Source organism: Micromonospora sp. LOL_024, assembly GCF_048060415.1.
Taxonomy (GTDB): Bacteria; Actinomycetota; Actinomycetes; order Mycobacteriales; family Micromonosporaceae; genus Micromonospora.
Window position 1 is genome coordinate 32,539 of sequence record NZ_JBHMIS010000010.1, and the last position, 20,005, is coordinate 52,543.

The window sequence follows — 20,005 nt, forward strand, 5'->3', positions numbered from 1 at the left end:
TCAGGTGGTTCATCGGACCGGGCTGAGCCAATGGATGCGCGGATTGGTCTACGAGACCGCCCTCTCATAGAGGATTCCGTGCTGGTTCCTCATTTGGGTCTCGATGGAGGAGGCGAGTTCGGTGTCGTGGACGAGCAGTCCCAGTTCGACGTTGCTGTGCTCCGCGTTGTAGGAGAAGTTCGCGCTGGTCAGTAGGGTCAGCGTGCGGTCGATGACGATGAACTTGGCGTGGCTGACGAGGGGCTTGGTCGCACCGGGCAGAGTGAGGGTGCGGTAGATGGTCGCCTTCGGCAGGTGTGCGGCGACCGTCGTGGCGGAGCCTGCGTGGGCGTCGAGATAGACGGTGACGCTCACGCCTGGGCGGAAGGATGCCGTACGGAGCGTTTCCCACATCCGCGAGTTGGGGGTGAAGTTGAAGCTGGAGCAGACGATCGACATTCGGGCGTCGTCGATCAGCCGTCGCACCTCGCTGGTGAGCCGCCCGACCGTCGCTTGAGATCCGGGCATCGTCCAGACCGGCGTGATGCCCGTGTGCACAGCTCGGGCGCCGGAGATCGCCCGGAGGACCGCGACCGACAGGTCGCGTTGATGGTCGCCGAGGTCGGCGTCGGCGATGAGCCGGCGGGCCTCACCGCGGCGGCTGGTGTGCACTTCTTTGAGCGCCTGCGCGGTGGTGTCGCCTGCCCCGAGTGCGGTGGCCAGACGGTCGGCCTCGAAGGCGGTCAGGTAGGCGCCCAGCGTGGCGTAGGGGTCAGCGGGCATCGACGGTGCCGAAGAAGCCGGGCACTTGGTCGCCGTCCGCGCTCGGCAGGGTGAGCAGGAACCGGCGGTCGAGGAAGCGGTTGGCTCGTTCGCAGGAGGTTTCCGACGCGAAGGCGCAGCAGTGGCAGGCGGCGCCGTGCAGGAAGTCCTCGGGCTCACGTGGCACCCGCTGTGCGCAGACGGGATCCGACGAGCAGCGTGTAGCGCGCCGGAGCGCGCCGGTGACGAGTCCGTGCAGGCGGTCCGGGTCGCTGAGCGCGACCAGGCCGCCGAGGGTGCCTTCGCTGTCGGATGCGGTGGTGCAGATGAGTAGCCCGGCGGCGGCTGGCCGGTCCGATGTCTGCGGCCACGCGTAGAGCCGCTCGTTGAGGCTTGCCGCGCCGTAGCCGCAGGACATTGCCATTTCCCGGATGAGCACATGGGCGAAGGTGTGCACCAGCCAGTATCGCGGGGTCGGGAAGCGGGTGTTCGGGTTGACGTTCGCGGCGGTGCTGGAGAAGCGGCGTTCGAAGTTGCGCCAGTGCGCCGACCGGTGGGCTTCCCATAACGGCGAGGCGAGGATTTTCTGCTCCCAGTCCGCGACGGCGGCTTCGTCCAGTTGTATGAAGACGCCTTCGCCGCGGTCCTCGGTCGCCGGGACCCACGTTGGTTGGCGGTCCCTGGTGAGCTTGACTAGGCGGGTGCTGACGTCGCTGACCCGGTCGAGTTCGTCGATGCGGGTGAAGCCGATGACGGCGTTGACCTTCTTCATCCGGTTGACCGCGATGACTCTGTGCACGAGCGCCGGCAGGTGGGGGCTCTTCGGCATCTCGGTCACCATGAGCCCGGAGGCGTTCTCCTGCTGGGCGAACAGGGTCGGCTTCTGCAGGTAGTTCCATTCCGGGACCAAGAGCTCGACCGGGTCCCACCGGTCAAGCTGCTCCTTGCGCTCCTCCTCCGACGGCGCTGGAGCCAGGGCTTCGTCGGCGGCGGCGGTCAGCTCGTCGTCGGTGACGTCGGCGAGGTCGCACTTGTCTTCGAGAAGATCCCGGAGCATGTCCGGCTTGCTCCGGTACTTCTCGATTTTTTCTGGCGCGAGGTGGAACCGCAGTTTTGACGCCAGCGCCGCCTGGTCCTCCTTCTCGGTGCGGGGCATGACGATGATCGACTGGGTCGAGGCGAACCACAGGTTCGACGCGCCCATCATCATCAGGTGGGTGTCCACGCCGCACTGCTTGTCGAAGGCGTTGAGGTGCGGGTGACGGCCACGACACACTGGCAACTTCCGCCGGCCGCTTTCACCCTGCGCCTCGCTCATGCTGCGGCGCTGCTTGCAGCGTTCGCAGGTGATGACCGCGCCCGCACCCTGCCCGACGTTACTGTCGCGCAGTTTCAGGTCCGGTTGCGGGGCGTCCGGGCAGGAGCCGCCACGATGGACCCACAGCGCGTATGGGAACTCGTCGAGGTGCCCGTTCGGACAGGCCAGCAGATAGCGGGCGGGGACGGCCGGGCTGCGGCGCGTCTTGCCCTTCGTCCCGGCCCGCAGTCCCCGGCCCGGGCAGCTCATATGCTCGAACGTCGCCAGGTCGGGCCGGAACGGGTGGGTGTTGGTGTAGGTGAACCGCGACAACGGGCCGAGGTAGTCGCAGCCGGTGCAGCGCAGCCACTGGGGGAACACCCGGGCCGGGATCCCCAGGTCCGAGCCCTCCTTGGACTGGGCGCGTGCCTTCGGCTGCCACGGGAACGGCCGCAACTGCTGAACCTTCGGCCCGAGGTGCAGCTGCACCACCTTCAGCAGTCGCGGTTCCTCGATCGTCGGGACGGTCGGGCGGCGCTTCCAGATCGGTTCCCAGTCGTCCAGCCCGGCGGGCATGATCGAGAACTGCGGCAGGTCCATGACGGCGCCGACGCCGTAGGTGTACAGCAGCGACGACGGGCGCGCCGAGCCGACCTTGGCCCGGTTCTTGGCCTGCGACTCCTCGCTCTCGGTGAGCGGGTCCATCGGCGCCGCCGACTCGAAGATCATCGGCTGGACGTCCGGGTCGACGGTCACGACTGATCCCCTTCCGCCGGCATTTCCCACTGCGGCGCATTGTCCGGCTCGACCACGAACAGCCGTTCCGGCAGCGGACTCACCAGCAGGTTGATCTCCGGCTGCACCTCCCGCATCGAGTTGGCGATGACGAACGGCGCCCGCTCCTTGAGGTCATGGTGGGCCTTCGCGTGCTCCGGACTACTGACCAAGGGCAGGAACGCCTTGCTGTCGCCGGTGCGTTCATACACGAGCGTCTGGCTGGCCTTCTCCGCGTACCGGCCTCGACTGTTCCACTGGTCGAGGCGGTTGACTAGCCGAGATCGGGCCTGGTCGGCCACCTTCTCCTGCTGCGCGGCGGCCAGGATACGGGCGTGCAGGCGATCGATGAGCGCGTGAACGGCCTTCTCCTCGTCGCGGATGCGCCAGGCATTGCGCTCCGGTGACAGGCCGTCGTCGCGGGCCGCCTGCAGCACCCGCGCGGCGCTGACGAGCACTCCGTCGATGCCGCGCTCCAGCGACGTCGGCGAGAACGGGGTCACCGACAGCGCCTCGACCTGCGCGTAGAACGTCTCGTGGTACTGCCGGAACTGCTCGAAGTGCGCCAGGTCCCGCGGCCGGGCCCAGTTGCCGAGCGCGACGACCAAGCCGGGCCGGTTGCCCGGGTCACGACCGACCCGAGACGACGCCTGGATGTATTCGGCCGTGTTCTTCGGCTGGCCGACGACCAGCATCAGGCCGAGCCGCTGCACGTCGACACCGACCTGCAGCATCGAGGTCGCGAGCACGACGTCGAACGGGTCCGCCTTCGGCCGGGCAGTGCGCTCACCGGTGTCGGCGTGTTCGAGGCGCTGACGCATCGCCGCCGTCGTCGACCAGCCGGGATCGAACTCCAGGGCCAGGTTGTCCAACGTCCGGCCGATGTCGACGGACGCGATCCGAGACGTCAGCTCGCCGGTCACCAGCCGGCCGTAGGAGCCCTGCCGGCGCGGGAAACCCGACCCGGGCCGCGGTTGACGGATGCGGTTCTGCACGTCGTCGGCGACATAGCGGGCCATGCCGGCCAGCTCCCGGGTCGCGTTGAAGTAGCCGACCAGCGTCATGTACGGATCGGCGGCCGACCCGGCCCGGTCGAACAGCAACTGCCCGGCCAGCAGCAGCACCTCGGCGACCCGGATCTCCGCGCTGGACAGCCGCACTCCCTGGGCGCTGACCCCAACGTAGCGGCGGCCCGGATTGTCGGCATCGACCGGGATCTCCTGGGAGAAGTAGGTGTCGGCGACGTCGAGCACCTGCGGCGGGAAGATCTCGACCCGCCGCCCGTACAGTCCGCGGACCTGGTCGTCGGCCTTGCGGACCGTCGCCGTGGACGCCACGATCATCGGCTGCACCGGTGTGCCGTCCGGTCGCGGCCATGACGCGAGCGTCTCCACGGCGACCTCGAACAGGCCGACCGAGGTGCCGAGCGCGCCGGTGATGAGGTGCAGCTCGTCCTGGATGATCAGATCCGGCGGCCGGAGCCGACCCACGGGCCGCACCGTCGCGGCGGGCAAGCCCGGTTCGGCGTTGTGGCCGGTCCGGATGTCACAACCGGCGTAGTCGGGGTGCACGTACCCGTGCCGGCCACACCGTTTACCGACGTAGCCGAACAGGCTGGCGGCCTCGCCCTCTCGGGCCAGGCGGGCGAACTTGTCGACGGTGGCGATCACGAACGCCGGCGGCATCCGGTAGATCTCCTCGTCGACCGTCAGCACCGGCAGCCCTTCGGTGACCGCGCCGCCCTTGGCGAACGGGCACCGCGCGAGGTCGTCTCCGCAGTGCACGAACACCCGGCGGGACGCCTTCTCGGCCTTGACGTTTGCCGCCCCGATCGGGCTGCCGCACCACGGGCAGCGCTGTACCTGCAGCACCGTCAGCCGGTGACCGCCGAACGAACCAGCCTTCGTGAGCTGCTCGTTGGCCTCGTCCCACCGCTTCGGGCTGACGTCGGTGCCGACCCACAAGCCGATCCGGAACGGCGTACTGCCCCATTTCTCCTCGTCCTCACGGCGGGCCAGCTCGGCCGCGCACACCAGCGCCGTGGCTCGCTGGAACTGCTGGGCCGTCAACAGCCGCAACGTGTACCGCATGAGCACGGCCACACCATCGCTGCCGTCGAGCGGACCGTCCGCCGAGTCGACCTTGCCCTGCCGCCGACGGATCGCGAACGTGTACGCGGCCAGGCCGAGATACGCCTCGGTCTTGCCGCCACCGGTTGGGAAGAACAGCAACTCGACCCGGGACCGGTCACCGCTACGGACCGGTGCGGCCGGGTCGGTCAGCGCCGGCAGTTGCATCAGGATGAACGCGAGCTGGAACGGCCGCCACGCCGACGGCCGCTCCCGCTCGGCGGCCTCGACCTGCGCCCTCGCGTCGTCGTACGACAGGGTCGGGTCGGAGCTGCGCCGCGCCGAGATCTGCGAGTGGACCCGCTGATCGCGCATCACCCGGTTCATGAACGTGAAGCAGTCGAACGCCACCGGGTCTCCCACGACGTGGTCGAGCCCGGCGGCGAGTCGCCGTTGCGCCGCTGTCGCCTCGTCGACCACCTCGATGCCCAACTCGCGCAGGTGCGACGGAAGCTGCTCCGCCTTCGCCCGTTCACCGTCGAGCCAGACCCGGTAGCCGTCCACCAGCGGCGCGAGGCCGGCGCGGACCTGCTCCGGCGAGGCGGCACTGAGCGCGTCCATCCCGAGCAGCGCGCCCTCGACGGCTCGGGCCTGCGTCTGCGGGGTCTCGGCCACCGGCAGCCACGTCGTCCACACCGCCGTCGCCCGCCGGGCGCCCGGCTCGACCTTCCAATCCACCGAACAGGTCCGGCCGACCGCGAACTCCAGCCGGTTGCGGTACTGCAGATCGAGCCGGCGCACCTCCTCGTCGTGCTCCGGCCAGTCCTGCTCCAACACGTCGCGCACCGGCAGGAACACCGCCGCGTAACCATCGGCCCTGACGTGCAGCTTCGTCTGGAACAGCCACTCGTTCACCGGGATCGTCGGCGGCGTCTCCCGGTCGTTGCACAGCGCGAGCTCGATCAGACGGCGCCCGAACCGGGTATCGGGGTAGATGTCGATGCGCAGACACACGTCACCGCTCAGCGTCCGCGTCACGGTGCGGCCGGGCGTCAGGTCGGCGACCGCGACCGGCTCCACGATCCCGACCGGGGTGCGCCGGTACCGGCGGATCTTGCGGCCCTTCTTGTCGACCTCGCCGCTGTCGACGCTCTCGTAGGTGCCCCACGTCGCGGTCACCGTGAACGACTCCACGTCCATCGGAATCTGGAACCGCAGCCCCATCGACGCCGGGATCATCAGCCCCTGCTTCGGCACCTTGTCGTCCGCGTCGTCCTCGTCGCTGTCGGCGGCCGTGTCATCCGCGGCGAGCACCGGCACACCCTGCTGGAGGTGCGGACCCTCGACGTCACCCCGGACTTCGGCGAGCCCGTCGCCGTCCTCAACCTCAGCCAGGTCGATCCGCGGCTCGGACAACTTCACCGGCGCGATGTGCCCCACCAGGTAGACCTGGCGTGGGCTCGCCGACAGCAGCTCCTCCGGGCCGCCGGCCGGGCCAAGCAGCTCCCGTTCCAGGATGTCGACGAGGTTCTCCCGCACGGTGAACGACGTGCCGTCCAGGTCATGCTTCAGCTCGAACCCCGGCGCGGGGCTTGCCACGGCATCGGTCACAGCAACGTCCCCTGAGCGTCATCCACAGCAGTTGTCTTCTTCGCCCGGCCCTTGGCCGCCTTCACGGGTGCCTTCGGCTGGGTCTTCGCCTGCTCGGCGGCGCGGCGCAGGTTTTCGGCGAGGAGCCGGTCGAGGATCTCCACCCGCGCCGTCGGGCTCACCGTCCACCGGGTCATCTGCCGGTACGTGTGAAAACCGTGATCCAACGGCACGTCCGACCACCCGTAGGCGTCCAACACGGCCTCGTCGAGCTCGACGTGGATCCACCGCATGCGCGCTACGTCCGGATCGTCGCCGTTCTCGAGCTGCGGGTTGTTGACCAGGTTGTACAGCTTCGTCAAACCGAGCTGCCGACGCAGCATGATCTCCCGCCGTTCCCGGTCGAGCGTCGCGCCGACCTCCGCCAACAGGGGCGTCGTGGCAGGGCGTGGAAACGTCTCGAACACGTCGGACGGCGTGTAACGGGGGTCGTTGCGCATCCCGGAGCCGTACTTAATTGCCCAGAGCTGGTGCGAACTGGACGACAGAATTGCCTGATCGGCGAACGCGTCGGTGGCGAATACAACGACACTGTCGCCGAGAACTTGGCTGGTAGGGACGCGCATCGGCATGACAGACTTGCTGACCCGCGTGATAGCCAGGACCTCATCCAGCCCCACAATTGCATTCCGCATGCCGGGACAGTTCTCGCCGAACCGCCACCAGCGGTTTCTGTAAGACTTCTTCTTGTTGAGCGCTCTCTCTGGACGAACGAGTTGTTCAACCCTCCCGAACGGAGTCGGATAGGTCGACGCCTCTTCGAGCGAGCGTTCGTTGAAGTCGATAACCCAGCGCGATGGCGAGCAGCTAGGACTGGAATTAAGGTCCTGACCAATGAGGTAGGGAAAGAGCACCTCACAGTTGCGGCTGTCTTCGACGATCCATGCCTGCGCCTCCTCGGGCAATAAAGCAAAGCCCATGCCCAACACGATGCAGCCGATGTAGGCGATGTCCTTGTTCTCGCGCAGGCGGGCGGGCGTGCCGTCGACCTTCCCGGCGGGTTCGAGTAGGGTGGAGATGCGCGGCACCACGACGCCGTCGGCAACCCGTTCGGCCGCGTCGGCGACCCGTCCGCGACTGCCCCACACCGCGGCGTATTCGAGGTTGGCGCTGGCTGCCGGCCATGACGCGCTTTGCACTGCCCGGGTTAGCGTGAGGCCCCACCTGACGGCCTGGTCGAGTCCGACCTCGCGGGTGTCGCCCTGCGCCACCGTGTTGGTGGCGATCAGGCCGAGCGTGCCGGTGTCCCGCAGCAGCATGAATGCGCGCAGTAGGAAGTAGGCCACCAGGTCCGCGTTGCCCCGTGTGTCGTCCGCGAGTTGGTACACGAGCCAGTCTCGGACATCCGTGCCCATGGTGCCGGTGAGCTTCTTGCCGCCGAGGAACGGTGGGTTGCCGACGATGGCGTCGAAGCCGCCCTGGTCGATCAGCACGTCGGGGACTTCGAGGACCCAGTGCAGCGGCTGCCACCGCTGGTAGTCGGTCGGCACGGTCGGGGTCAGCCCGTCGGCGATGATCGAGTCGAGGAATGTCGTGTCGGCCGGTTGCCCGTCGGCTGGGAACGCGGCGGCCACGGCTTCGGCGAGGTTCTCGTACGCCTCGTTGAGTGCCTTGCCGGGTTTGCCGCCCAGCCGCAGCCCGGCCGCGATCACCCCATCCGCGGCGGCGGTGAGCTGCCGGGTGAGGTTGTGCAGCCGGGCGAGCTGGCGCTCCTTCGCGGCCGTGCTGCGCTGTGGGTCGTGTTCGCGGACCTCGCTGGCCAGGTCGCGGCGGATCTGGACGGCGCGGGCGATGACGCCGTCCATGTCGAGGGTGGACAGCCGGGGTTGCTGGGTGTCGGGGGCGGCGATGTGCAGGTGGCGTAGCTGTCGCGGGTCGGTGAGGCCGAGCAGGGAGTTGCCGTGGAAGATCTTGTCGTCGACGAACGAGAACGGCAGCTTGCGGTCCAGCGAGACCAGCCACAGCGAGAGTTTGCACATCTCGACGGCCATCGCGTTGATGTCGGCGCCGTAGAGGCAGCGGGCGACGACCTCGCGGATGGCGTGCTGGTGCAGGTCGCGGTCGTGGGCGTTGGCGGGGTCGTCGTCGATCCACGCCTCGACGAGCCGGTCGGCGAGGTAGCGGGCCGCCGCGACGAGGAACGCGCCCGATCCGGCGGCGATGTCGGCGACCTTCAGGCCGAGGATCTCGGTGTAGTGGCGGAGCTTCCAGGTATCGCGGTCGGCGGTCTGGTGCGGCCCGGGGAAGTAGCAGAGCGGTTCGAGGGCGTGTTTGACGACCTGCTCGGCGAGGTCCTTCGGCGTGTAGTGGGCGCCGGCATTCCGCCGCGACGGTGTTTCAGTAACCAGCAGGCCCCCGTCGAGTACCACGGTCGGCCGGCCGCGCAGGTCACGCCGGATGATGGTGGCCCAGCGCCGCAGCCTTTCCCGCATGTGGTCGTCGTCGCCGGTGACGGCCCGCAGTTGCCGGTCGGCGTCCTCGCCCGGTTCGGCGGCGAGCAGCTTCGCTAGGGCGTTGGCGCTCGGCGGTGTGGCGGCCGGCTGGTGCTCCTTGACCCAGCCGACGATCGCAGCGGCCAGCGCGGCGGGTTTCGGATGTATGTCGGCCAACTGTTCCAGCGTGGCGAGGGGGATCTCGGGCTCGGCGCCGAGGGCGCCGAGCAGCCCGACCTGGATGCCGGTGGCCCGGGTGCAGGTGTAGCCGAGCAGGCCCTCGTAGATGTAGCCGATCTGTTCGACGTCGATGTCGCGGAAGGAGATCCGCCGGGCGTCGCCGCCCTTGAGCTGGGCGACTTGGACCGAGCGCAGCACGTGCAGCATCACCCGGTCGGAGATCGGCAGGGCCAGGGTGCCGTTGTCGTTGGTGGCGGTGAGGAACGGGAACCGGGCCGGGTCGAACAGCGACCCGCCGTACGCCGGGATGCGCATGTCCTCGAACGATGCGCCCCGGTAGAGGGCCTGGCTGGTGGCGAGGAGGCGGTGCCAGGTGAGGTAGGTGCTGTCGAGGGATTCCTCGCCGTCGACCCGTTCGCGGTATTCGAGCGCGTCGAGTTCGCCGCTGACGCCGTAGCCCTGCTGGAAGAGCCGGCCGGTCGGCAGCAGGCCGCGCTCCTCGGCGAAGAGCAGGAATACCACCCGCATCATGGCGGTGACGGCTGCGGTGTAGATGTGGTGCGCGTCGTCCGGCAACGGGTCGGGCAGCCCTCGCCAGCGGGCCTCGACGGAGGTTTCCGAGAACGCCTGGATCAGCAGTTCGACGGCGCGGCGGACCTGCGCGCCGAGCGCCTCGGTGATCTCCTCGGCGGCGGCGACGGACTCCTCGAACAGCTTCGGCAGCCGTTCGTTCGGGTCGCCGCCGATGAGGTACTGCCGGGCCAGCAGCGTCAGGAAGGCGTTGCGGGTGAGCGGCTCCTCCGTCCACGTCTGCGCGTCGACGACCCCGGAGGCGACCATCGCCCCCTTGCGGGCACAAACCAGTGCCCACCAGCGGCCATCGGTGACAATGCCGATCGGCACGTCGCAGCCGCGCAGCATGGCCTCCATCCGGTCGATCGGTGACGCGGCCCAGCCGTCGGTGCCGGTGTCGTGCAGGCTCTCCTGCCGGTCGACCACACTGACCAATGCCCCGATGCCGTCCGGTCCGCGCAGCACGGCGTCCGGGGCGACAGTGACTCGCCGGTCGGGTGCTGTCGCCGTGACGCCGGGCACGTTGTCGGCTCCCCAGGCCAGCGACTCGCGCCAGCCGACTACGTCGCGGAGCACGGTCTGCACCCACGCGTCGCGCACGGTGCGGTACTTGGTCTGGACGGTGTCGTCGTCCGGGTCGATGTCCAGGGCTTCCCAGGCGTGGTCGAACGCGGGTCGGGCCTGACGCAGCGCGTCGAGCCGATCCGGGTCGAGGGCGGGCATGCCCTGCGGCCAGACCCGTTTCAGCGGCGGGATCGCTAGGAAGGGCCCGTCTGTGTCGACGAGTTCCAGCCAGGCACGGTGCAGCTCGGACGCGGTCTTGGGCCGGTAGCGGCGGGTCGGCGGCATCAGGCGGCTCCTCGCTGCCGGGCGTCGGCCGGGGTCAGCGCGAAGACGATCGCGGCGGCGGTGGTGTGCGGCTTGACCTCGTGGTACCGGTCGGTGATGGCGGCGACCTCGCGAGCCTCCTCGTCGCCGAGCTCGTCGAGCCGGCGACGCATGGCCTCGATGTCGCGTCGGCGTTGCCGCTGCTGCTCGTCGGGCAGCAGCATCATTTCGGCCTCCTGCTCGGCCTTGGTGAGCACGTCCAGTGACTCGTGCAGGTTCCGGCGGAACGCGGCGAAGATCTCCCGCGCCCGGTTCGCGTCGGCCTCCTGTCGCCTCACGAGCTGGTCGCTGACCCGCTGGTGTCGGCTCTCGGCCCGGCGGGTCATCGACTCCAGCAGCCGGGCCCGCAGAGCCGAGTCGTTGGCGTTCCACTCCGAGGACATGATTCCGCGGATCGCGGCGTCGCCGAGGACCAGTCGCTCGCCGTCGAGGGCCTGGTCGAGTAGCTCCTCGGCCCGCTCCTCGGCGATCGCGCGCCGGCCACGCAGCCGCACACCGGCGAGGAAGATTTCCTCGTGCAGCCGCAGGCCGCCCCGGCCGACCAGGACCATGCGGGTGACCGCGGCGACAAAGGACTCTTCCAGCCCGTCCACGACCACGGCCGTGACCCGGTGCAGCGGCGCCTCGGCGCTCCACAGCGACCGGCGCAGCAGCCGCTGCGCCTTCTTCACGATCGGGTGCCCGAGGTGCACGTACACGAGGTCCTTGCGGCCGGCCGCCGCCTGGTCGTCGAACGTGATCGGCCGCAGCACACCCGGCTCGGAGCGGGTGTCCAGGCCGCGCAGCGTGGGCTGCCAGGCGGGACCGAGCGCGGGGATGGCGAACACCTCCGCGTCGGTGCGGTCGTCACCGACCTCTATCAGCGGCGGCTGGTGGCTGATCCGCAGCGCGGTGTCCACTACCCGGCGCAGGTTGGCCGGGTCGAGGTGCAGTTGTCGGCGGCTCTCGGCGTAGCCCTGCTCCAACTGCGTGAGCCGGGCGTTGAGGTCCAGGCCGCCGGCGAGTGCCCTGGTAATGATTGCGTTGCCGTCGATGCCGCCCTTCTTGCGCCGCGTCGTCGTCGGCCGGGTGAAGTGCTGCTGGATCTCCTCGGCGATGACCTGGTTGACCGAGCCCAGATCACGGGCGACCGTGACGACCTTCTTCGCGATGCGCCCCATGAACGCCATGTCCGCCGCGTACGTTGTCGACGTCTTGTCCGGCAGGAAGTGGAACACCAGCGGCGTCTCGTGCTGCCCGTACCGGTCGATCCGGCCGATGCGCTGCTCCAGCCGCGACGGGTTGAACGGGATGTCCAGGTTGATCAGCCGGTGGCAGTGGTCCTGCAGGTCGATGCCTTCCCCGGCGGCGTCGGTCGCCAGCAGCACCCGGACCGGATTCTTCGTCGGCTCGTCGGTGAAGTGCTCGCGGATGAGCTCACGCTCGTCGGTCGGTGTCGAACCCTGGATGACCTCCAGCACGTCGCCGTAGCCTTGCTGGACGAGCACCCGGTGCACCCATTCGAGCGTGTGCGCATATTCGGTGAACACCACGACCCGCTGGTTCGACCACGAGCCCGACGGGCGGCAGATCGCATCCAGGGTGGCGACGAGTGCCCGCAACCGTGCGTCCGGTCGGCTCTCGTAGCCGAGCCCCCATTCGGCCAGCCGCTCTAGCTCGCCGGGCTTGGCGGCGACCAGCGGATCGCTGGACTTGCTCCGCCGCAGGGCGGTCGACTCGTCCTGCTCCCAGAGCCCCTCCTCTTCGTCGGACTGCCCCTCACCGAGGATGTCGTCGTAATCCCAGTCGGTCGGGCCATGCCCACCCGACCGTGCCTCCAGGTACGAGCTCAGGGTCATGCCGAACGCCCACGGGCTGGACAGGAACCGCTTCTTGAACAGCATCGCGGTGATGTCACCGGACTCGCCGGTCTTGTTCAGCTCGGCACTCTTGGTGAGGATGCCGTTGAGCAGGGCGAACATGTCCTGCTCGTCGCCGTCCGGGGTGAACGGGATGACCCGCAGCTCCCGCGGTTTGAAGCCCTTCTCCGGCAGGTCCGACTTCAGCCGGCGAACCGTCACGTCCCGCAACGCCCGCTCATCCAGCAACGCACCCCGGCTGAACCGCCGCGAGTCGATCATCTCCAGCAGCGCGGTGAACGACTCCGGATGACCGTTGTGCGGGGTCGCGCTCAGGAACAGCCGGTGCTCGCACTTGTCGGCCAGCTCGCGCACCGCGACCGTCCGCTGGGTGTCGACCGCGTAGCCCCGACCGCCCCCGATCGCCGACGGGCTGGCCGGGGCCACGTGGTGCGCCTCGTCAACGATCAACACATCGAACGCATACCGCCGTGCGCTGCCGGTATCGGCGGCCTGCACATACACGTCGCGCAGCATCCGCTGCGCCCGAACCCCGGGCAGCCAGGCCATGCTCACGATCACCCGCGGGTACAGCTGAAACGGGTTGGCGTGCAGCCCGTACCGCCGGCGGACCTCCCGCATCATCTCGCTGTTCACGATCGTGAACTCGAGACCGAACTTGTCCCGCATCTCGTCCTGCCACTTCAGCGCCAGGCTCGGCGGGCATACCACAATCGCCGTTCGGGCGCGGTGGCGCAGCAGCAACTCCTGCACCACGAGCCCCGCTTCGACGGTCTTGCCGAGGCCGACGTCGTCGGCAAGCAGAAGGTTCGTCCTCGGCGACGACAACGCCCGGCGCAGCGGCTCCAACTGGTACGCCTCGACGGCGACACCGCTGTGGAACGGCGCCTGCACGCTACGGTCGTCGGCCGAGGTCACCGCTCCCCAGCGCATCGCGTCGATGAACCCGGCAAGCGTGTTCGGGTCGTCGAAAGCATCGGGGTTGATCTGCGTCGGCAGGCCCTGCGCGGGGGTGACGGTGTGACCGACCTCCAGCTCCCAGATCACGGTCAGCTCCTCGCCGAGCCGGTCCTCGTCGAGGGCCTGGAGGGTGACGGCATGACTGAGGCCCGCGGTGGCCTCGTCGGCGGGGCTACGGGGCAGTCCCTGCTGCTGAACCTGAGCCACGGCCCAAGTCGAGCCGCGGACCTCCACGACCTGCCCGGGCTCCGGCACGGCTCGATCCGGGCCGGCCGACTGCGAGATTGCGACTGTCGAGGTCGTCACCGACATACGGTAACCGAGCGACCTGCTAGCGTGATCTCCCACCTTCGGCTGACCCGGTTCCAGGCGGAAGTCCGCCGAAGGCCCAGGGCTACTATCCGGCGCTACGCGGTTTGGAGCGGCGCGACGTTGGGCAAGGCGTATGCAGGTTGAAGAAGGACGTCCACCGCCGATTGCTCGAGCGGATGGATCAACTGGTCGTCTGCGATGCCTTGACGCGTTGAGCGGGAAGTTCACCGATGGCGGGAGCGCCGCCGGTGATCGAGCCGAGCCACAGCAGGTCCCGTGCACGGGTCATCGCGACGAATAGTTGCCGGCGGGCAAGAGCAAGCCGGTCCACATCGGCGGAGCCGCCCAGCTGCGCGGCTTTGAGCCCTTGGTCATGGCAGGGCAGGTACACGTACTTGAATTCAAGGCCTTTGGCTCGTAGGTATGTGCCGACTTTCAACGCTTGGCCTGGGCGGCTGGCCTTCACCGTGGGCGGGCTCGCGCAACCCGAGCGACACCACGTGCCCTAGCGAAGCGGACCCTCGCGCTGCGAGGTGAGGTTCATTAGAACCGCGCGGCGACCGGCATGACGGCCGGCCGTTCTCGTCCGTCGCCGTGCCGGGCTGAACGACCTGCTCCGGGGGGCAACTCGTGCCCACTTCGCCCATCGGTGCTTCGCCCTGATCTCTTCCATTCCCGCGCTGAGTCGCGGCGCTGCCACCTGCTTGCCGCGTTGGCGGGCGATGATCTCGCTCAGCAGCCGGAATGCCTTGCCCTTACCCGCTGGGGCGAGGATGTCGGTGGCCGCGCGTTCACCGAGCCAGTGCCCGGCCGGGAGTCGGGCCTGCCTGGCCAGCGCGGCGGGTGCCTGGGGTTCTTGTGCCGGCCGGTCGGCTTATCCGAGCAGCAGGGCCTGCGACCCCGCAGACCCGGCACCCCGCCGCGCGGCTACTCGCTGACAGCGGGTACGTGCGGTGGTTTGCCGCCGGTCTTGAGGAAGGTGCCTGCTACCTGTATGGCCGTGTCCGGTCGCAGCCGAAGATGCTCGGCAGCGTATTCGGTGGGTACTCCGCCGAGGTCGAAGTGGAGTCGCTGGTCCGGGGGCTGCACGATGGGGTCGTAGAGGTAGCCGCCGTCGTCGGCGATGTGTACCGCGAAGGCATGGGTGGGATGGCCGAGCCCGATCTGGATGCCGGGTGGCAGGTCGTCGGGGTCGTCGGTGATGTCACTGAAGATCGTGACGACGACGGGCTCGCCGGCCTGGTGGATCTCGCGTAGGAGTGCTTCCAATGCGTCGGGGTCGGTTAGGTCGATCTCGTGGGTGTCGCGGTGGTCGCCCCGGTCGTAGGTCCAGGTTACCTTCATGCGATCGCCTTTCCGTTTCCGGTGTAGGTACGCCAGTGGTGTACCTGTCCGTCATCGTCGCGTACGTAGACGTCCAACTGCGCGCCAGCTGGCAGTAGCCGGGAGAGGATCTTCTCGCAGCCGTAGGGGGTGTAGTCGCAGGGCGGGTTGTTCGTGACCACGGCCGCGTGGGTGACGTGTTCGCGGCGCATCCGGGCGGCGAGCTTGGCCTCCAGATGGTCGGTCGTGGTGGCGATGAGCTGGTAGGCCGGTTTGAGGTCGACGGCGGCAGTCGGGTCACGGCCAGACTTCATGGGTATCCGCTGTCCATTGATCAGCGCCACACCGGAGGTAGGGTCCTTCGCTTGCCGTCGAGGCAGGTCGCGAGCGGCGTCCGTCAGCCACTCGGGAAGCCGTTCGGATGGGGCAGGGTCTTCGGTAGCACTCATGGAGGTGTCGCTTGGGATGGGCGGTTGGCTGATGTCGCTGCCACCGCCCGTAGTCAGTTTCCCAGCTCACCGACCTGCCGAGCCTGCGCCAGCGCCGCGTCGACACGGCCTCGGGCCTCAGCCCTGCGAGTACGGACGGCCGCCAGGATCTGCATCACCTGCTGCAGACGCGCCAGCGTCGGGCCGGGCTGACCGCCCTGCAGCACTGCCACGACGAGCCGCCGCGCCTCGTCGACCGCGGACGCCGCCCCAGCAACGCTGCCCTCCACCGCGGTCAACGCCGCGACCACCGGGGTGAGCGCCGCAATGGTCTCCTGCGGCGACGGCTGTTGCGCCACAGAGCCTACGGACCGTGACGCTTCACTCAGGACGCCCGATGCCTCGTTCAACCGGGATCGAGCCTGCCCGATCACCTCTCGTACCCGGGCGAGACCGGCCGTGATGCCGATGAAGCCAGAGGCCACCGCGCGAGCGGCGATCTGCTCAATGGCGCGGTCGATTGCTGCGGTCTCCTGCTGTGACCGTTCCACACCCGCTGTCATCGCCTGCAGGTCGGCGCCAATGGTGTCGGTCAGCGACATCGCCTCACCACCCCGCCCGAACGCCTCGCGCCTACCAGCCAACCGTGGCAGCCTAGAGATACCCATCGGCGGAGCACAACGTCGGGGAGTTGAGCTTCCGGCAGGGGTCTTCCGCCTCCCCTCTGGAGGATCATCCCGTGAGGCTGCTGCGCGACTACCACCGGTCACGCCTACAAGGTGCCCAAGTCCCGAAGACGCCCGGGTACCGGTTCGACAAACAGACTGTGACGACCATGCCCTACGGCGGCTGTGGACAGACCCTCACGAGCGCGTCCACACGCCGAGGAGCGGCAGCATGCTCTGGCCTGGGCTCTCGCGTGCCTCAAACGGCGGACGTCCACCAAGACGCATCGATGCATCGATGCCCGTGTGGAGCCAACCGAAGTTGGAATCCCGTAGGTGGGGCCAGAACAGGTTGGTGCAGTGGGGCCAGAACAACCTGCTCGAATCACCCGGCACGGCCGCGGCCTCTTGCTCGGTGAGTGACGCATATCGGCTCCCGGCAGGTCGATTCCACGGGCCGGAGTCGCCTGGCGCTGGGTGCGACGTGGCGGTTCGGATTCAGCGACGCGGGCAATCCGGCAGGTTGATGCCGCCGCGGTGTTGGGAGCGATGTATAGCCAGGACCTGACGCAGGGATCCGCAAGACCATTCTGACCGTGGCGTTCGCGGTCGTGCACAAGCCGGTCGCGGACGCCACGGTCATCAGCGCCTGCCGAAAACCTCGATTCCAGTCACGCCCCGTCGCCACGCCACCGCGGCGCCTACGGCCGGCCAAACGGCGATAGCCGTGAACGCGACGCTCGGCCCGTAGGTCTGCCCGAGTGCGGCGCACATTGCGGCGCCGCATCCGCCACCGAGGAAGACCGCAAGGGTGAGCAGGCCGATCGCGCCACCGCATGCCTCGGCATTGACATGGACGGTCGTTTGCGCGGTGAGTAGAGTCTGCGCGACGGCGGAGGCGGTCAAGGCGGCGGTGCTGGCCGCCGCGACCGTCCAAGGCTGCGGATTAGTGGCGGTGCAGAGGATTACGGCTGCCAGGAGCAGGCTCACCGCGGCGAGCACGTGTCGAGTGGGCACCCGGCGGGCGGCCTGTGCGGCGGCCCTGGCCAGCAGCGCGCTGATCACCGCGCAGGGCAGGAGGAGCACAGCGATGTCCATGGTGCTGTAGCCGTGCCCGATCAGCAGGTGGGGGCCAGCGTAGAGGACGGCGAACAAGCCCGCGTACACGCCCGCTCCGGCGGCTGCGGCCCGCCGGAACCAGGCAGCAGTCAGGATCCCGGGCGGGAGGAAGCCGTCGCGGCGTGCCCGGACGCGTACGACCAGGCCGGCAGCGGCCGCTACCGTGGCGGCTGCGGTGATCACCATCGTGGCAGTGGCGGCCAGCGCGGCGGCGGTCTGCGCGGTGATCAGTAGTCCCGCCGCGACGGCCGCGAGAAGGCCGGCGGCGACCCAGTCCACTCGCTGCCGTTGTGACGGTCGGGTGAGGAGGGGCCAGCACAGGGGTGCTGCGGCCAGGGAGAGCACCGGCAGGACTAGCGCTGCCCGCCATGACCCGTGCGCGGCTACTGCGCCGGCCAGCGGGGCGGTGGCGGAGAACCCCGCGAGGCAGGCGCCGAAGGCGGCCAGGGCGGCCGGGCGGCGAGCGGCAGGCAGCCGGGCCGCGCTGGTGATCGCGGTGGCCATCACCGTTCCGGAGCCGACCGCTAGCAGGACGCGGCCGGTGACCATGGCCGGCAGGGTGGGGGCGGCGGCGCAAACCAGGGCACCGGTTATCAAGAGGATCGCGGCGGCAAGCAGGACGGGTCGGCTGCCTCGTAGGTCCGTCAGGCGTCCGGCGGTGACGGCACCGACACCCACGCCCGCGGCGTAAGCGGTCAGGATCCAAGCCAGTCCAGGTCCATCTGTCTGCAGGTGTCGGGCGGCGTCGGGCAGGGCGACGGCGGCGGCGCTGACCCCGTAGACGGCCGGCCCGTACAGAAGGCCCAGCCGCCACCCGGGTCCGGACCTGACTGGAGTCGCGTTGCGAGTTGACCCGACGGTGGTCGGCGGGCGGGCGGTCATCGGAGTCGAACCAGCATCGCCAGCGGGTGCGCATGCAGGTCGCTGAGGGCGTCCTGCCGCGCCCTGTCCGAGGCCAGCGACCGCGGGTGGGTCGGGGGTGCGGGGGTATGGCGTCGCCGCGTCATAGCGGCGGCGGCCACGACAGCGGGAGCCAGCAGGAACGGTCCGCTGAGCGCGGCAACGGCCGTGACAGCGAGTGCGGCCACCGCGGCGCAGGCACCTGGCGCGGCACGGGCAGCAGCCGCACTGCTGCGACAAGGCCGACCAGGGTGACGCAGGCCAGCAGCGCGGCGAACAGACGCATCAGCGTCTCGACGGTGACCACGTGCGGCGCCGCGGCGGCGGCTCCTGCGACGATCGCGGCGGCGGCGGCCTGCACGGCGACGCTGCGCCGGGGCTCGCCATCGCGAGCTGTCACGGCGAGGGTGGCGGGCAGGACGCGGTGGCGGGCCAGCGACGTGCCGGCGCGGCCGGCCGCGGCGACGAAGGTGACGCTGGCGGCCACGGTGAACAGCACCGCCGCCACCGCGACGACCCCGGCCGCCCACGGCCGGTCGACCGGGGCGAGCAGACGCATCAGCGGCACCGCGGTGTCACCCGCGTCGTCGCCGAGGACCCCGACCGTGCACACGGCTAACCCGAAGTAGAGGGCGACGACGACCGCCAGGCTCGCCTTTGCGGCTCGCCGGACCTGTTTGGGATGGGTGAACTCCGCCGACAGGTTGGCCGTGGCCTCCCATCCACAGATCGCGACGAACACGGCGACGGCGCTGCCGACACCGGCGATGCCGTGTGGCGCGAACGGGGTGATCCGCTCGGCGTCGACGCGCGGCCCGGCCACAGCTACTACCGCCACGAGCAGACCAACCAGCACGCCGGTCAACACCAGCTGCACCCGCGCGGACAGACGCAGACCGACCAGGTTCGCCAGGTACACCGCGGCTAGCAGCGCCGCCGTCACTGCGGCGGTCACCGCCGCCGACGCCCCCAGCGCGGCGGCGGTGTAGCGGGCGCCGGCGATAGCGCCGGCCACCACCCCCGCCGGGACCGCCGCGTACAGCCAGCAGCCGACCACCGCGGCGGCGCGGTCGCCGAAGGCGCGGCGGGTGAACGCGGCGACGCCGCCGGCGTCCGGGTAGCGGGCTCCCAGGGTCGCGAACGACGTGGCGATCAGGGCAGAGATGCACAGCAGCGCCGCCCACGCCACCAGCGATGCCGGTCCGGCGGCGCGCACCGCCATCGCTGGTAGAACCAGCACCCCGGGACCGAGTACCGCGCCGATGCACAGGGCCGCACCCCGCGCGGTGCCGATACCGCCGGTCACCCCGCGTCCTTCCCATCAGCCCAGCCGCTGTTGGGGCGGAGCCGGTCGGCCAAGACCTTGAGTGCGGCGGTGAAGTCGTCCTCGCGCGGCATACCGGGGGTGGCGAACAGCTGCGCCTGCCGCGCCTCGACCCGGCGCCGCAGCATCGCCGCGAGCGCCGCGCCGGCCTGCGTGGGTCGTACTACCACCCGCCGCTGGTCATGCTCGTGCAGCTCGCGCTGCACCAGGTTCCGGTCGCTGAGCAGGGCGAGGGCGCTGGTGACGGTTGCCCTGGCGATACCTGCCTGGGCCGCGATGTCCGGGGGTTGGATCACCTGACGGGCGCAAACAAGTACCAGGACGTCGTAGGTCGTCCATGTCATTCCGGCTTCGCGTAACACCGTGCGCTCCAAATACGCGCGCACGGTGTTGGCGGTGCGGCAGAGCTGCGCCACCGTGTCCGGCTTTGCCCGCAGGGCGGCGCGGCCGGTCACCGGTGGCCGGTACACCCCGACGGCCGGACGGCGCGCAGCCGCGCTCACCGCGACCA

At 69.7% G+C, this 20,005-nt stretch carries 12 protein-coding genes; all 12 read right to left on the reverse strand.

Annotated features, from left to right (window positions below; translation table 11 throughout):
* Positions 1 to 48: 48 nt before the first annotated feature.
* Positions 49 to 762 carry a DISARM system phospholipase D-like protein DrmC gene (drmC, locus tag ACFHWY_RS13515; RefSeq protein WP_416580524.1) on the reverse strand — a complete coding sequence of 238 codons (714 nt, stop codon included), beginning with the start codon at positions 760 to 762 and terminating at the stop codon, positions 49 to 51.
* The gene (gene drmB / locus ACFHWY_RS13520) at positions 752 to 2,794 is read right to left on the reverse strand and encodes a DrmB family protein (RefSeq protein WP_416580525.1); all 2,043 of its coding nucleotides are present in this window, start codon (positions 2,792 to 2,794) and stop codon (positions 752 to 754) included. The genes drmC and drmB overlap by 11 nt, the downstream gene beginning before the upstream one ends.
* A complete protein-coding gene (gene drmA, locus ACFHWY_RS13525; RefSeq protein WP_416580526.1) occupies positions 2,791 to 6,492 on the reverse strand; it encodes a DISARM system helicase DrmA in 3,702 nt (1,233 codons plus the stop codon). Before drmA ends, drmB begins: the two co-directional genes overlap by 4 nt.
* Entirely contained in the window at positions 6,489 to 10,565 is a 4,077-nt protein-coding gene (locus ACFHWY_RS13530; protein ID WP_416580527.1) for an Eco57I restriction-modification methylase domain-containing protein, read from the reverse strand. Before ACFHWY_RS13530 ends, drmA begins: the two co-directional genes overlap by 4 nt.
* Positions 10,565 to 13,735, reverse strand: coding sequence for a DISARM system SNF2-like helicase DrmD (gene drmD, locus ACFHWY_RS13535; protein ID WP_416580528.1), 3,171 nt, complete (start codon positions 13,733 to 13,735; stop codon positions 10,565 to 10,567). The genes ACFHWY_RS13530 and drmD overlap by 1 nt, the downstream gene beginning before the upstream one ends.
* Positions 13,736 to 13,916: 181 nt before the next feature.
* On the reverse strand, positions 13,917 to 14,201 hold the full coding sequence (locus ACFHWY_RS13540) for a 3'-5' exonuclease (protein ID WP_416580529.1): 285 nt from the start codon (positions 14,199 to 14,201) through the stop codon (positions 13,917 to 13,919).
* A gap of 461 nt (positions 14,202 to 14,662) precedes the next feature.
* Positions 14,663 to 15,079, reverse strand: coding sequence for an Imm1 family immunity protein (locus ACFHWY_RS13545; RefSeq protein ID WP_416580530.1), 417 nt, complete (start codon positions 15,077 to 15,079; stop codon positions 14,663 to 14,665).
* Positions 15,076 to 15,507: a DddA-like double-stranded DNA deaminase toxin gene (locus ACFHWY_RS13550; RefSeq protein WP_416580531.1), complete on the reverse strand. Its 432-nt coding sequence runs from the start codon at positions 15,505 to 15,507 to the stop codon at positions 15,076 to 15,078. The genes ACFHWY_RS13545 and ACFHWY_RS13550 overlap by 4 nt, the downstream gene beginning before the upstream one ends.
* 53 nt (positions 15,508 to 15,560) lie before the next feature.
* On the reverse strand, positions 15,561 to 16,088 hold the full coding sequence (locus ACFHWY_RS13555) for a DUF6244 family protein (protein ID WP_416580532.1): 528 nt from the start codon (positions 16,086 to 16,088) through the stop codon (positions 15,561 to 15,563).
* A 705-nt stretch (positions 16,089 to 16,793) separates the two neighbouring features.
* A complete protein-coding gene (locus ACFHWY_RS13560; RefSeq protein ID WP_416580533.1) occupies positions 16,794 to 18,152 on the reverse strand; it encodes an MFS transporter in 1,359 nt (452 codons plus the stop codon).
* Positions 18,153 to 18,273: 121 nt separating this feature from the next.
* Positions 18,274 to 19,476: an APC family permease gene (locus tag ACFHWY_RS13565; RefSeq protein ID WP_416580534.1), complete on the reverse strand. Its 1,203-nt coding sequence runs from the start codon at positions 19,474 to 19,476 to the stop codon at positions 18,274 to 18,276.
* Positions 19,473 to 19,997, reverse strand: coding sequence for a MarR family winged helix-turn-helix transcriptional regulator (locus ACFHWY_RS13570; RefSeq protein ID WP_416580535.1), 525 nt, complete (start codon positions 19,995 to 19,997; stop codon positions 19,473 to 19,475). The genes ACFHWY_RS13565 and ACFHWY_RS13570 overlap by 4 nt, the downstream gene beginning before the upstream one ends.
* Positions 19,998 to 20,005 lie beyond the last annotated feature (8 nt).

Coding starts and splice junctions, on each gene's coding strand:
- ACFHWY_RS13560 (WP_416580533.1), bottom strand. CDS start 18,152: ATGACCGCCCGCCCGCCGACCACCGTCGGGTCAACTCGCAACGCGACT.
- drmD (WP_416580528.1), bottom strand. CDS start 13,735: ATGTCGGTGACGACCTCGACAGTCGCAATCTCGCAGTCGGCCGGCCCG.
- drmC (WP_416580524.1), bottom strand. CDS start 762: ATGCCCGCTGACCCCTACGCCACGCTGGGCGCCTACCTGACCGCCTTC.
- ACFHWY_RS13555 (WP_416580532.1), bottom strand. CDS start 16,088: ATGTCGCTGACCGACACCATTGGCGCCGACCTGCAGGCGATGACAGCG.
- ACFHWY_RS13530 (WP_416580527.1), bottom strand. CDS start 10,565: ATGCCGCCGACCCGCCGCTACCGGCCCAAGACCGCGTCCGAGCTGCAC.
- ACFHWY_RS13550 (WP_416580531.1), bottom strand. CDS start 15,507: ATGAGTGCTACCGAAGACCCTGCCCCATCCGAACGGCTTCCCGAGTGG.
- ACFHWY_RS13545 (WP_416580530.1), bottom strand. CDS start 15,079: ATGAAGGTAACCTGGACCTACGACCGGGGCGACCACCGCGACACCCAC.